This window comes from Parafrankia elaeagni (genome assembly GCF_000374165.1).
GTDB lineage: Bacteria > Actinomycetota > Actinomycetes > Frankiales > Frankiaceae > Parafrankia > Parafrankia elaeagni.
In genome coordinates this window covers 1-13,596 of record NZ_KB893756.1, presented here as the reverse complement: position 1 = coordinate 13,596, position 13,596 = coordinate 1, and the positions used below count along the sequence as shown (strand labels likewise).

Genomic DNA, 13,596 nt, shown 5'->3' with positions numbered 1-13,596 from the left:
TCCCAGAACGACCAGACCAGCACTGGACGACCCGATTGGAGGCAGGGGCAGGCCGGGCGGGCCCACCGCACGGCGCCCCGCAATCCCGATGAATACCACTGAGAGCGACCTTGACTGGCTGCTGGAGAATCTCCTGGCGCGTACCCCCGGGACCCACCACGCCCTGGTGCTCTCCCGGGACGGGCTCAAGCTGTGCCGGTCGGCGGGCCTGAGCATCGACCAGGCCGACCAGCTCTCCGCGATCGCCTCCGGCATCCAGAGCCTGGCGCACGGAGCGTCCATCGAGTTCGGCGACGGCACCGGGGGCGTCCGGCAGTCGATGACCGAGTTCCACGGCGGGCTGCTGTTCATCGTCGATGCCGGCCAGGGCGCCCACCTGGCCGTGGTGGCGACCGACGACGCGGACGCCGGCATCATCGGCCACAACATGAGCGAGCTGGTCGAACAGATCGGCGAGTACCTCAGCGCGGCACCGCGCGACCCCGTCCAGTCCGTGCGACAGCCGTGATCCGTCGGCTCGTCGACAGTGAGGACCCGGACCGGCTCTACACGCTCACCGGCGGTCGCAGCCGGGTCGGCCACAACGCTTTCGACCTCGTCACCCTCGTCACCAGCCGGGCGGACCCCGTACCCGGCATGCAGTCCGAGCATGTCCGGATCCTGCGGGTGTGCCGCGCCCCGACCGCTGTGGTGGAGCTCTCGGCGGACCTCAAGCTCCCCGTGAGCATCGTGAAGATCCTTCTCTCCGATCTGCTGGAGCGGGGCCTGATCTTCGCGAGCCACCCGACCAGCCCGACCGACCCCTTGCAACTTCCCGATCCCGCGTTCCTGAAGCAGGTGCTCGTTGGACTCCAGAAGCTCTGAGCCTGTCGCCCGGCCACCGCTGCAGACCACGGCCAAGGACGGCGTCAAGATCGTGATCGTCGGCGGATTCGGCGTGGGCAAGACCACCATGGTCCGCTCCGTCAGTGAGATCCGCCCGCTGAGCACCGAGGAGGTCATGACCGAGGCCGGCGTCGGCATCGACGACACCGGCGCCGTGGAGGAGAAGAACACCACCACCGTCGCGTTCGACTTCGGACGGATCAGTCTCGACGCGCAGATGGTGCTCTACCTGTTCGGCGCCCCGGGGCAGGAACGCTTCTGGTTCCTGTGGGACCGCCTGTTCGCCGGCACCCTCGGCGCGGTGGTCCTGGTCGACACCAGACGGGTCTCCGACTCGTGGTATGCAATCGACCGGCTGGAACACCACCGGATGCCGTTCATCGTGGCCCGGAACAACTTCGGGGAGCCCGAGCACTCGCTGGACGACCTGCGCGAGGCGCTCTCCCTCTCCCCCGACGTGCCCATCATCGACTGCGACGCGCGGCACCGCTCGTCCAGCAAGGACGTGCTGATCACCCTGGTGCGGCACCTCTACGACCAGGCCTCCGCCCGCAAGGAGGCATCATGAGCACGATGCTCGACCCGGGTGGCCGAGCCCGGCCGGAAACCGGCGGGCCCGCCACCACCCAGGCCCTCGCGGACGTGCCCCAGGCGCGGCGCTGCCCCGTCCGGGCGCCGCGCACCACCCAGCGCGACGGGCAGCAGGGCCTGCAGCGCGACCTGCGGCCGGACCAGCCCCGTCACGACCAGCCGCGCCACGACCAGCCCCGTCACGACCAGCCGCGTCAGGACCGGCCCCGCGGCGACCGGGCCCGTCACGACCAGGCGCGGCCGGATCAGTCTCGCGAGCAACGCCGCGACCCGCCCAGGGACGGCCGGCGGGACGGGAACCGCGACCCGCGGCGCGCGCCCAGCCCGATCGTGCAGGTGTCGCTGGACGGCAACCGGCCGGCCTGGCTGGTCCTGGGCTACCGGGAGCTGCACTTCGTGCTGAGCAGCCCGGAGATCTTCACCTGCGACCCGCGGCACCGGGCCCGCCGCGGGCCCGTCTCGCCCGACTGGGCGCCGCTGCCCGGGGCCGGGCGGCGCCCGTCGCTGCTGCACACCGACGGCGACGAGCACCGGCGCCGGTACCGGGCGATCAACGACGTCCTCAGCGACGTGGACGTCTTCCTCCTCAGGGCCCGCGCGGAGGCGGTCACGGACAGTGTGATCGACGAGTTCGCCGGAACCGGCTCGGCCGACCTGATCTCCGCCTTCGCGCATCAGGTGCCCGCGCTCGCGCTGGCGTCGCTGTGCGGGCCGGACGATCTCGGTGCCGACGAGATCGCCGATGATCTGGTGGCCCTGGTCGACAACCGCTCGGACGCCGTCCGCGGCCACCGCCGGCTTCTCGATCGGCTGCGCGGCCTGCTCGCCGACCGGATCGACGAGCCCTCCGACGACATCATCTCCACCCTGGTCGACCACCCCGAGGAACTGACCGACGACGAGATCGTCGAGGATCTGGCGGTCGTCCTCGGCCTCGGGATGCGCACGGTGACGGCCTGGATCGGCACCTCGCTGCGCCTGCTGCTGACCGACGGATCGTTCGCCCTGGAGCTGTCCGGCGGCCGACGCAGCGTCATGCAGGCACTCACCCAGGTCCTCTGGGAGGACACCCCGGTGCAGGTGGCCGCGGGCCGCTGGGCCGCCCGCGACATCCAGCTCGGCGGGCAGCACATCCAGGCCGGCGACATGATCGCTCTCGGCCTGGCGGCGGCGAACTCCGACCCGCGGGTCACCGGAACCGGCACCAACAGCGCCCACCTCTCCTTCGGGCACGGCGCCCACCGCTGCCCCTACCCCGCGCAGGAGATCGCCGAGGTCATCACCCGGACCGCGATCGAAGTTCTCCTCGACCGACTGCCCAACATCCGGCTCGCCGTCCCGGCCGAGGCGCTGGTCTGGCGGCGCACCGCCTGGAACCGGGCCCTGACAGCCCTGCCAGTGCGGTTCAGCCCCGTTTGACGACCGCGACCGGCCGCGCCGCTGCGGCACCACGCTGAACCCAGGCCGGAGACTGCACATGACCCATCCCCATCCCCGCCAGCTCGGGGCGTGCGCGAGCGGCATGCCCCGCGCGCTCGGCGCCGCGCGCCAGTACGGCGCACTACGCCAGTACGGCGCGATCTGCCCGCAGCCGGCGACCCGCCGCGGCGGCGGCACGGCGGCGCCCGACGCGCCGACCACCCCCACCCCGACCTCGACCCCCACCCCGACCTCGACCTCGACCCGTGCACCGGCGCCGCCCCGGACGCCCCCGCCGGGAAACGCCGCGGGTTCCGCGGTCCGACCCGCGGCCCGGCCCGGCACCGGGTCACCGGCCCGACCGGTCGCCGGGCCGGCTGCCGGCCCCTCCGTGACCAGGAGCCCGGTCCCGGCTCTCCCCCCCTCGGCCCCGCCGGTCCCGCCGGTCGCTCCGCCCGGAGAGGATGGCCGGGGCCGGGAACGGGCCCAGACACCCGGCCGGTCCGACTTCGGTGAGCGCTGGCCCGCGCACGGCGCGGCCGTGCGGCTGCCGGGCGGCGGGCCCGGCAGCGACCTCGCCGGCTTCTACCGGCGTCTGCGCGACCAGCAGGGACCGGTCGCGCCGGTCCTGCTGGAGGCGGACATCCCGGCCTGGCTTGTCCTCGGCTACCGCGAGGTGGTCTACGTCGCCGGCACCCCGGCGCTGTTCGGGCGGGACTGCCGGATCTGGAACGCCTGGGACCTCGTCCCCGCGGGCTGGCCGCTGCAGTCGGTGGTCGGCCAGCGGCCGTCCCTGCGCAGCCTGGACGGGCCGGCGCACACCCGCCGGCTGGAGGCGATCGGCGACGTGCTCGGCATGTTCGAGCCGCACGAGCTGCGGACGCGGGCGACCCGCGGTGCCGACACCCTCATCGACGCGGTCGCCGGCAACGGCCGGGCCGAGCTGATCACCCAGTACGCCGGCCCGCTGCCGGCGATGGTCACCGCCGGCATCTGGGGCCTGCCGGACAGCGACCTGACCGGGCTGGCCCGGGACCTCACGCTGCTCGTCAGCGGCGGCACGGGTTCGCGGGACGCCCGCCGGCACGTGCACGCGATGCTGATGCGGGTCGTCCGCCGCCGCCGCGCGCAGCCCGCCGACGACGCCGTCTCGGCACTGATCAGCCATCCGGCCGACCTCGGCGACGACGAGATCGTCGAGGACGTCATGGCGACCCTGATCGCGGGCCACGCCCCGACCGCCGACTGGATCGGCAACACCCTGCGTCTCATGCTGACCGACGACCGGTTCGCGGTGGATCTCTCCGGGGGCCGGCTCAGCATCGGCAGCGCGATGGCCGAGGTGCTGTGGGCCGACCCGCCGATCCAGAACCTCGTCGCCCGCTGGGCGCGCCGGGACGTCCGGCTCGGCGGCCGTTGGATCCGGGCCGGGGACCTGCTGATCTTCGGGCTCTCGGCGGCCAACGCGGACCCGCGGGCACGGCCGCAGCCGTCCGGGCGGGCCGCGGGCAACAACGCGCACCTGGCGTTCGGGCACGGCGAGCACCGGTGCCCGTTCCCCGCGCAGATGGCCGCCGAGACCATCGCGACGACCGCCGTCGAGGTGCTTCTCGACCGCCTGCCAGGCCTGGAACTCGCCGTGGAGCCCGCGGCACTGCAGTGGCGCCCGTCGGTCTGGGTCCGCAGCCTCGCCGCCCTGCCGGTGCGCTTCACTCCGCTGTGACCGGAGCGACCAGGCCCGCCTCCCGCAGGACGCCCGCGACGTGCGCCAGCACCGCCGGCGCGGGCGGATCGGCGTCGACGACCACGCAGTCGACGCCTGACATCACCTCGTCATACCGGGCGCAGAGCACGGTGGTGTGGTGCAGCAGTGCCGCCTCGTCGCGGCACAGCACGCGGGCCAGCCGCGCGGCGGCGACCCGCGGCGACACCCGCAGGTAGAGCAGGACGTCAGGGGCCGGTACCTGCGCGGCTATCTGCAGGTACCACTCGGCATACTCGCCGAGGTCCCCGCAGTAGACCTCCCAGGTCTGCAGCCAGCGGTCCGCGACGACCAGATCGGCTCCGGCGAAGGTCTCCCGCGCGTACTCGAACTGGACGGCGCACTCGACCAGGCTGGCGGTGTGCAGCAGGTCCGCCGGCACCCGGCCCCGCTGCCCGCCGGGCCCGGTCAGGCGGCTGGCTAGCTCCTCGAGTGCGGCGGACGTCCGCGGCGCGAGCCGGAGCCCCACGGCCCCGGGGCGGGCGGCCAGCCACCGCGCCAAGGCCCGCTTCCCGCAGCCCGCCGCTCCCTCGACCGCCACCAGCGCATACGGGAGCACCGGTGTCGTTCCGTCAGTAAAGGCTTCGCTGGCCACACACATCCCGACCGGATCGGCTGCCCCCCAGCGCCTGGCAGACCCGATTCTGCTGCCCTGCGGACGGTACGGCAAGGGACGGATCCACCACGAAACCGCTGAAAACGATCTACAGTCCGGACATGACCTGGCGCGATCCACTTCTCGTGGCGGTGGAGGGTGTGGACGGGGCGGGAAAGACCACGCTGATCCGCGGCCTGGAGACGCTGCTGCGCCCGTTGCGGGGCAGCCGGCCGGCGCGCGTGACCGCGGACATCTTCCGGGCCATCGCCGAACCAGACGACACCGTCCTCTACCAGTCGGTCGTCCCCGGACCCGTGCGCCGGCTCGCGCACCTCGTCGAGCTGTCCGCCCAGCTGCACTACCGCTCCGGCCCGGGCGGACCTCCCGACCTGCTCTTCGAGGGATGGGTGCAGTCCTGGGAGGTGCGGTGCGGGCCATACGGGGAGCAGCATCGAGGGTGGTTGGAACAGCTGGAGGACCTGCTTCCCCGGCCCGACCCGCTGCTGTGGCTGCGGGTCCCCCCGGCACTCGCCTACGAGCGGATGATCGCCCGGGGCGACCGCCGCACCCGGGTCCTGACCCCGGCCGCGCTGCGGGCCCGGCTCGTCAGGCAGGCCGGCGACTACGAGCAGGTGATGGCCCGGGCGGACAACGTCGTGGAGCTGGACGGCACGCAGCCGCCGGACAAGGTGCTCGCGCAGGCGGCCTGGGCCCTCGAGGCGTTGACCCGTGCCCGGCTCACCCGGCCCGGGCCGGGTGAGCCGGGCACGGGTCAACGACCGGGAAACGCCTCAGGGCCCGCGGGGTGATCCCACGGGCCCTGAAGGACGGTTCTGTCTCACCGACCGGTCGGTCCGGCAGAGGTACCTGCCGGCGCCGGTGCGGCTGTTCGGCTACTCGCGGCCGAACTGCTCCCGCAGGCGCCGCAGCGCCTCCTCGTCGATGGCCGAGGCGGGCTGCTCGGACTGCTGCGACGAGGTGTAGGAGGACGGCGCTGCCGCAGCCGCGTCAGCCTCCTGCGCGGCCCGGATCTGGGCCTGGTGGGCCTCGAACCGGGTCTGAGCCTCGGCGTACTGCCGCTCCCACTCGGCCTGCTGCTCCTCGAAGCCCGGCAGCCACTCGCCGGTCTCGGGGTCGAAGCCCTCGGGGTAGACGTAGTTGCCCTGCTCGTCGTACTTGGCTTCCATGCCGTACTGGCTCGGGTCGAACGAGTCGCCCTCACCAGCCAGCCCGGAGGCCTCGTTGGCCTGCTTGAGCGACAGGCTGATCCGCCGGCGGTCGAGGTCGATGTCGATGACCTTGACCAGGATCTCGTCGCCCACGTTCACGACCTGCTCGGGGATCTCGACGTGGCGCTCGGCCAGCTCCGAGATGTGCACCAGGCCCTCGATGCCCTCGTCCACCCGGACGAACGCACCGAACGGAACGAGCTTGGTGACCCGGCCGGGAACGACCTGGCCGATGGCGTGGGTCCGCGCGAACTGGCGCCACGGGTCCTCCTGCGTCGCCTTCAGCGACAGGGAGACCCGCTCGCGGTCCAGGTCGACGTCGAGGACCTCGACCGTGACCTCCTGGCCGACCTCGACCACCTCGGACGGGTGGTCGATGTGCTTCCAGGACAGCTCGGAGACGTGCACCAGGCCGTCGACGCCACCCAGGTCCACGAAGGCACCGAAGTTGACGATCGAGCTGACCACACCCTTGCGGATCTGGCCCTTGGCGAGCTGCGCGAGGAACTCGGAGCGCACCTCGCTCTGGGTCTGTTCCAGCCAGGCGCGGCGGGACAGAACCACGTTGTTGCGGTTCTTGTCCAGCTCGATGATCTTGGCTTCGAGCTCGCGGCCCACGTAGGGCTGCAGGTCGCGGACGCGGCGCATCTCCACGAGCGAGGCGGGGAGGAAGCCACGGAGGCCGATGTCGAGGATGAGACCACCCTTGACGACTTCGATGACGGTGCCGGTGACGACGCCGTCCTCCTCCTTGAGCTTCTCGATCGTGCCCCAGGCGCGCTCGTACTGCGCACGCTTCTTGGACAGGATCAGACGGCCTTCCTTGTCCTCCTTCTGGAGGACAAGGGCCTCGACGTGGTCGCCGACCGTGACGACCTCGTGCGGATCGACATCGTGCTTGATCGAGAGTTCCCGTGACGGGATGACACCCTCGGTCTTGTAACCGATGTCGAGGAGCACCTCGTCGCGGTCCACCTTGACGATGATGCCGTCGACGATGTCGCCGTCGTTGAAGAACTTGATCGTCTTGTCGACCGCGGCGAGGAAGTCCTCGGCCGAGCCGATGTCGTTGACCGCAACCTGTGGTGTGGTCGGGCTGTGCGAGGTGGTCACGGTCTCCACGGGTCGTACGTCGGTGGTGCTCGTCAAGGGGTCGGCTCCGACTGGGAATCGTCTCGTCGCGCGAGGGCCGGGTCGAACCGCCGGGACGGAGGGACAGGCACCGCGCTGAGAACGACACTGTCAGAACCGATAACGACTGCTCGAGTGGATCCGCTCGGTCTGAGACCCACGAACCCTCGTGCAACTCCCAAGTCTAGGGAGCGGTGTCCCGGGTGGTCAACGGGAGAGCGCACAGACTCGGAGCCAGTCCGCCACGGGACTCACCCTTTGGCGCCCTCATAGTACGAAAAGTCACCGGGTCTCGTCCCGGAGACGCGAGCGAATGTGGCCCAGTCGGCGCCCTGTGGCGGCGCCGACTGAACGCCCGCTGAACCGCTGGACCCACCGCCCGGGCTGCCCCTCGCCGCCGGACGGCGCCCGCGGCGTCGGCACGCTCGGCCCGGCGTCGGGCGGCATCCGGGTGGCGGGCACACCACCCGCCCGACCGCGGACGGACCATCGGTCCGCCCCGTGGGTGTGTCGCCCGTAGGTGGCCGCCCGGCGGCCCGCGCGCAGCGGGAAGGTCCGCGCCGGATCTCCGTCGGAGTGGTCGATCGCGGCGTCGCGCGGGCCTGTCACGGCCAGGCGGGGGTAGCCGCGGCGGGCGGCCACGGCCAGGGTGCCGTGGCCGGTGCTGGAGACCTCCCGGCTCCACCTCCCGTCGGTGGCGGGTCGCCCCGCCCCGGCCGCGGCACCACCGGGCCCGCTGCCCCCGCCCTCCCCGCCGGCGCCGGGCGGCCCGCTCCGACCGGCCCGACCGGCCCGGCGGGCCCGGCGGGCCCGGAGAGCGCGCGCCCACTCCCTGGCCAGCACCGTGCAGGGCCGTTCGACCAGGAAGTAGGTCAGGGTCGAGAGGGCACAGGTGATGACGATCACGACCAGGAGGAACGGCACGAAGGCGAGCGCGCCGCCCTGCCGGCCGGTGTGTTCCATGACCAGCTCGATCACCGTCGTGTGCCACAGATAGATGCCGTACGAGATCAGTCCGAGGTAGGCCATCGGCCGCCACGACAGGAACCGCCGCACGAGACCCTGGCGGGGCGGGCCGAAGACCGCCGGCAGGAGCAGGAAGAACCCGAACAGGCCGTAGAAGAGGTGGCGCCCCATGTCCTGGGACCGGTCAGGCACGAACATCGGCTCACGCGGGAGGTCGATCCGGGTGCTCGCCACCCAGAAGAAGAACGCGGCGACCAGCCAGCAGGCTCCGCCGAACCATCGCCACCGCGCCCACGCCGGAGTGCGCCCGTTCTGGGCGTACCAGCACGACAGGACCGCCAGCAGCATGCCCATCGCGAACAGGTCCCACCAGACCGGCAGCCAGACCGTCCAGCCGTCGGCCCACCAGACATCCGAGCCGATCAGCCTGTAGTGCAGGACCCGGCTGACAACGAAGATCACCCCAAGGGCCAGGAGCTCCACCCGCAACTGGTCGCGGGGGGCGCGCCGGCGGCGAACCAGCAGCCAGGCGTAGACGGGGATCGACAGGTAGAAGGCGAACTCGATGTTGAGGGTCCAGGCCTGGGTCAGGCCCTGGATGGCCGTCTCCCTGCGGTAGCCCTGCAGGAAGAAGGCTGTCTGCAGCAGGCCGGGGAGGCCCTGCACGCCCAGCCTGTCGTCCGGCAGGATGTTGAGGGCGACCACGAGCGCCAGCCAGTACAGCGGGATGATCCGGAGCAGGCGGCGAACGAAGAAGCCGGGGGCGTCCGGTGCCGCGTGCCCGCTCAGGTGCGCCGCGGCGAACGGCCGGTACAGCAGGAAGCCCGAGATCAGGAAGAAGACCTCGACACCGGCCTCACCGCGGGCGGTGTAGACCCCGACGGGGCTGGTGAGCGTCAGACCGCTGTAGAAGGCGACGTGGACCACCATCACGAGCAGCGCCGCGATCGCGCGCAGCCCGTCGAACCCGGGGAAGACGACGGTCGTCGCCGACCCGGCTGAGCGCTCGGCGGGTTCCGCGGCGGTGCCCCCGCGGCGTGCGGCGTCGGCCGGCCCGCCGGGCAGGCGGGTGGACACCGACCCGCTCCGGCGAGGGAAGCCGGCGGTCACCTACCGCGACCGCCACTGTCGGTGATGTCAGGCACGCTCGCAAGCTACAGCTCCCCACCCGCCACCCAGCTGCTCGCGGCCCCGACGGCGAGCCGCCCGGCGACGCGGCCGGACGCCACTCCCCACACGAAACCGCAGGCCGGACGCCCTTCCTTGGGGCTTTGAGACCCTCACCACGGCTAGCACTTCCCGGCCCGCCGCGGTGGGCGAGGGCCGGCCGGCGGCATCCGAGGACACGTCCGAACTCGATTCATTCAGTACGGAGAGTGATATATGCCGCCTCGTTGGCCGGCGCCGGCCCCCGCGGCTGTATCGCAGGACCATCCGGAGTGTGTGCGATCAACGACCAGAACGTTCTGGTCGGCAGGGGCCCCGGCGGGGGGCTGGGGCAGCACGGATTTTCCGCGCCAATACATCGGAAGTGGTACTGCGCCGACATTCCTCGCGCCGGCCCGGCCGCCCGGACCGCCGGCGCGAACAAGCTGGCGCGGCCGGCGTGCGCGGATGGCGCGGCCCCGGGCGGAACCGGGCGCAGGTGCCGGCTGGGCGACCCCCGTCCCGAGGAGCCGGCGGGTCTGTGATCCCATGAACTGGCGGACATCCGGGGACCTTCCGGGTGCCGGCCGGCAGTCCCGCCGGGGAGTTGCCGGCAGTCCCTGGGGAGCGGCCCGCGCCGACCGGCCGGGACGGCCTTCGGCCCCGCCGCGGGATGGCCGGTGGGGCCGTAGCGTGACACCCCATGGGTGTCACGGCCCCGTCGTTCCGTCGTAGCCTCGACGACGGGCCGACCGGGGATCCGGACATACTAGATAAATGTTGTCGAATCAGGATGACGACATTCAGGGCCATCGGCCAGCGCCGCCTGTGAGGTGAAGTCAGGCGTCCACGACGACTTCGGGAAGGGGACCGGGCTGAGCCGCCGAGAGTTCGACACCTACCCGCTGGCCCGCCCCGAACCCGGCCGGCGTCGGCGGGAGCGCGATCCCGCGCGGACCGGGCCGGGCCGGGCCGGCGACCAGAGCCAGGCCCTCGACCCGGGCGCGGACGGCGACGAGGCCCAGGACCACCTCGCGGGCCTGTTCCTGGACCGCTCCCACCTCGACGCCGCCTACCAGGACGACGCCTACCTCGATCCCGAGGGCCGGCTGCGTCAGCCGCGCAGGTACCAGGGCGACGAGACCGAGCGGATCGAGCGCCGCGCGATGGGGGCCGACCAGGCCTGGGAGAAGCCTCGCGGCACCAAGGGCGGGCGCCCGGGGATCCGTGTCGTCCCCGCGCCGACCAGCCCCAACCGGTCGCCGCGGCCCGGCGGCCCGCGCCCCGGCCCGCCAGGCGGTCGCGATCGGGCCGGCGTGGCGGACCGTGCGGGAACGCGCCGCGGCATCCCGGCGGAGGCGGTGCCGGCCGCTCGGCGCGCGCCGAGCGAGCCGGAGACCGGACCGCTGGAGACCGGACCGCTGGAGACCGGGCCGCTGACCGCCCCGGTGCTGGCCCCGCTCGGCCACTCCCCCGCGCTGGACGGGCTGCGGGCGCTGGCCGTGCTCGGGGTCATGGCGTACCACGCGGGCCTGAGCTGGATGCCCGGCGGTCTGCTCGGCGTCGACGCGTTCTTCGTGCTCTCCGGGTTCCTGATCACCGGGCTCCTCGTCGCCGAGTACCGCACCACCCGGCGCATCGACCTCCGGTCGTTCTGGATCCGCCGCACCCGCCGGCTGATGCCGGCGCTGCTCGCGATGATGGTCGGGGTGGCCGCGTACGCCCAGTGGGTGGCCGCACCCAGCGAGGTCACGACGCTGCGCACGGACGCGCTGGCGACCCTCGGCTATGTCGCCAACTGGCGGTTCGCGCTGTCGGACCAGAGCTACTTCGACCATTTCTCCACGCCGTCCCCGCTGCTGCACACCTGGTCGCTGGCGGTGGAGGAGCAGTTCTACGTGCTGTGGCCGCTGTGCGTGTACCTGCTCATGTGGCACAGCGGCCGGACGGCGGCCCGCTGGCGCGCCCAGCGCCGGAAGGCGCAGACGCTCATCCTGACCGTCGCCGTGCTCGGGGCGGAGGCGTCGGCCCTGCTCGGGCTGCTGCTGGTGGTCCTCGACATCGACCCGTCCCGGATCTACTACGGCACCGACAGCCGGGCCCAGGCGCTGCTCGTCGGTGCGGCGCTCGCCGTCTGGCGGATCCAGCGCCGGACCCCGCTCACCGACCGGACGAAGAAGGGCCTCGCGGTCGTCGGCGCCCTCGCCGGGGCGGCGATGCTCGGCATCTGGGCGACTGTGGACGGCGAGAGCCGCGTCCTGTACTCGGGTGGGTTCCTCGGAGTCGCCGTCGTCGTGATGCTCCTGGTCGCCTCGATCGTGGAGGTGCCGAGAGGGCCGGCTGCCCGGGTGCTCTCCTGCCCACCGCTGCCCGCCATCGGGCGGGTCTCCTACGGCCTGTACCTGTGGCACTGGCCGGTCTTTCTGACCGTCACCGCGGGCCGGACGGGCCTGAGCGGCGTGGCGCTGCTCGCCGCCCGGGTCGCCGTGACAGCCGCGATCACCCTCGTCTCGTTCCACCTGGTCGAGAACCCGATCCGGCGCAGGAAGATCCGCTTCCCGGTGCCGCGGGTGACCGTCCCGGCCGCGATCCTCGCGATCGTCGCCGTGGTCATGGTCGCGACCATCCCGGACCCGTCCGCCGGACGCGGCGCCGACGACCTGGAGCGCCTGGCGGCGCAGGCCGCGAACGCCGCGCCGCCGACGGTGAACGCCCAGGCGGTGGGGGGCGGCCGCCCCCTGCGGGCGATCCTGGCCGGGGACTCGCTGGCGCTCACACTGGGGTTCAGCGAGTTCTCGGTCACCGCGGCGGGCGCGGGGCTGGAGGTCCACGACGCGGCCGAGCTCGGCTGCGGAGTGTCTCGGGCCGAGACGCGCTTCCTCGGCGGCGAGCCGTTCCCGCCCCCGCACACCTGCGTCAACTGGCCCACGAGGATCCAGCAGAAGGTGGACGAGATCCGTCCCGACCTGGCGCTGCTGCTGGTAGGACGCTGGGAGGTCACCGACCAGATCCTGAACGGCCGGCGAACCCAGATCGGCGACCCGCAGTTCGACGCCTACCTGGGTCGGGAGCTCGACCTGGCGATCACCACGATGTCCGCGCGCGGGGCCAAGGTCGTACTGCTGACCACACCCATGTTCGAAACGGGCGAAAGCGCATCCGGTAGCATTTTTCCGGAAACCCGGACCGACCGCGTGATCAAGTTCAATGCTCTGCTCCGTCAGGCCGCCGCCCGGCATCCCGGGGTGACCACTGTCATCGATCTGGCTGCGGTCCTCAGCCCGGGCAACGAGTACCGCGGCGAGATCGACGGTGTTCAGATACGCGACGACGACGGCGTGCACATCAGCAACGGCGGTGGCGCGCGGGCCGGAAAACTCGTAGTGCCGCAGCTACTTCAGCTGCTGCGCCCGGCCGCGGGTGGCGCGGCGGGCGCGGGGCAGCAGCCCGGGCCGGCCACCGCCGGCGGCCCGGCGGCCCCGACAGGCCCGGCGGGCCCAGACCCCGGTTGACCTGCTCGTTTCACCTGGCGCTAACCTTCCGCAGCAGTACTCCACGGTTCACAGGAGGATGATCGTGCCTCGTGCGCTGATTACGGGAATCACCGGCCAGGATGGCCTGTATCTGGGCGAGCAACTGGTGGGTCGGGGGTACGAGGTGTTCGGGCTGGTGCGTGGGCAGTCGAACCCGAAGGTGGAGAGGGTGGAGCGGCTGGTGCCGGGGGTGGTGCTGTTGGAGGGTGATCTGACGGATCTTCCGTCGTTGATCGGNGCGGTGGAGATCTCGCAGCCGGACGAGGTGTACAACCTGGGCGCGATCTCGTTTGTGGGGCTGTCGTGGAAACAGGCGGAGCTGACCGGCGAGACGAC

At 72.5% G+C, this 13,596-nt stretch carries 11 protein-coding genes; 8 read left to right on the top strand and 3 right to left on the bottom strand.

Annotation, left to right across the window (positions count from 1 at the left end; all coding sequences use genetic code 11):
* The first annotated feature begins 88 nt into the window (after window positions 1-88).
* The 5 genes from B207_RS0125195 to B207_RS0125175 are packed head-to-tail and all read left to right on the top strand — an operon-like array spanning window position 89 to window position 4,618.
* On the top strand, window positions 89-508 hold the full coding sequence (locus B207_RS0125195) for a roadblock/LC7 domain-containing protein (protein ID WP_018639447.1): 420 nt from the start codon (window positions 89-91) through the stop codon (window positions 506-508).
* Entirely contained in the window at window positions 505-864 is a 360-nt protein-coding gene (locus B207_RS0125190; RefSeq protein ID WP_018639446.1) for a DUF742 domain-containing protein, read from the top strand. Before B207_RS0125195 ends, B207_RS0125190 begins: the two co-directional genes overlap by 4 nt.
* Window positions 845-1,453 carry a GTP-binding protein gene (locus B207_RS0125185; protein WP_018639445.1) on the top strand — a complete coding sequence of 203 codons (609 nt, stop codon included), beginning with the start codon at window positions 845-847 and terminating at the stop codon, window positions 1,451-1,453. Before B207_RS0125190 ends, B207_RS0125185 begins: the two co-directional genes overlap by 20 nt.
* The gene (locus tag B207_RS35525) at window positions 1,450-2,895 is read left to right on the top strand and encodes a cytochrome P450 family protein (RefSeq protein ID WP_018639444.1); all 1,446 of its coding nucleotides are present in this window, start codon (window positions 1,450-1,452) and stop codon (window positions 2,893-2,895) included. The genes B207_RS0125185 and B207_RS35525 overlap by 4 nt, the downstream gene beginning before the upstream one ends.
* Window positions 2,896-2,953: 58 nt before the next feature.
* Complete coding sequence (locus B207_RS0125175; protein ID WP_018639443.1) at window positions 2,954-4,618, top strand: cytochrome P450; 1,665 nt, start codon at window positions 2,954-2,956, stop codon at window positions 4,616-4,618.
* On the opposite strand, the gene B207_RS35520 is transcribed toward B207_RS0125175, so the two are convergent.
* Window positions 4,605-5,258, bottom strand: a complete 654-nt coding sequence (locus tag B207_RS35520) for a hypothetical protein (RefSeq protein ID WP_154675613.1) — start codon at window positions 5,256-5,258, stop codon at window positions 4,605-4,607. The two genes, B207_RS0125175 and B207_RS35520, sit on opposite strands and share 14 nt — an antisense overlap.
* 116 nt (window positions 5,259-5,374) lie before the next feature.
* Between B207_RS35520 and B207_RS0125165 the strand changes: the two genes are divergently transcribed.
* Window positions 5,375-6,064 carry a nucleoside/nucleotide kinase family protein gene (locus B207_RS0125165; RefSeq protein ID WP_018639441.1) on the top strand — a complete coding sequence of 230 codons (690 nt, stop codon included), beginning with the start codon at window positions 5,375-5,377 and terminating at the stop codon, window positions 6,062-6,064.
* Between the two features lie 84 nt (window positions 6,065-6,148).
* On the opposite strand, the gene rpsA is transcribed toward B207_RS0125165, so the two are convergent.
* Together rpsA and B207_RS35515 are read right to left on the bottom strand one after the other, a co-directional pair.
* Window positions 6,149-7,633, bottom strand: a complete 1,485-nt coding sequence (gene rpsA / locus B207_RS0125160; RefSeq protein ID WP_026311430.1) for a 30S ribosomal protein S1 — start codon at window positions 7,631-7,633, stop codon at window positions 6,149-6,151.
* A gap of 264 nt (window positions 7,634-7,897) precedes the next feature.
* A complete protein-coding gene (locus B207_RS35515) occupies window positions 7,898-9,658 on the bottom strand; it encodes an acyltransferase family protein (RefSeq protein WP_230205214.1) in 1,761 nt (586 codons plus the stop codon).
* A 902-nt stretch (window positions 9,659-10,560) separates the two neighbouring features.
* On the opposite strand from B207_RS35515, the gene B207_RS0125150 reads away from it, so the two are divergent.
* Together B207_RS0125150 and B207_RS35510 are read left to right on the top strand one after the other, a co-directional pair.
* Window positions 10,561-13,239: an acyltransferase family protein gene (locus B207_RS0125150; RefSeq protein WP_018639439.1), complete on the top strand. Its 2,679-nt coding sequence runs from the start codon at window positions 10,561-10,563 to the stop codon at window positions 13,237-13,239.
* Between the two features lie 64 nt (window positions 13,240-13,303).
* On the top strand, window positions 13,304-13,596 hold a 293-nt coding region (locus B207_RS35510), incomplete at its 3' end, for a GDP-mannose 4,6-dehydratase (RefSeq protein ID WP_026311596.1).

Excerpts from the sequence above, each read along its gene's own strand:
- B207_RS0125195 (WP_018639447.1), top strand. The coding sequence starts at position 89 with ATGAATACCACTGAGAGCGACCTTGACTGGCTGCTGGAGAATCTCCTG.
- B207_RS35525 (WP_018639444.1), top strand. The coding sequence starts at position 1,450 with ATGAGCACGATGCTCGACCCGGGTGGCCGAGCCCGGCCGGAAACCGGC.
- B207_RS0125175 (WP_018639443.1), top strand. The coding sequence starts at position 2,954 with ATGACCCATCCCCATCCCCGCCAGCTCGGGGCGTGCGCGAGCGGCATG.
- B207_RS35520 (WP_154675613.1), bottom strand. The coding sequence starts at position 5,258 with ATGTGTGTGGCCAGCGAAGCCTTTACTGACGGAACGACACCGGTGCTC.
- B207_RS0125165 (WP_018639441.1), top strand. The coding sequence starts at position 5,375 with ATGACCTGGCGCGATCCACTTCTCGTGGCGGTGGAGGGTGTGGACGGG.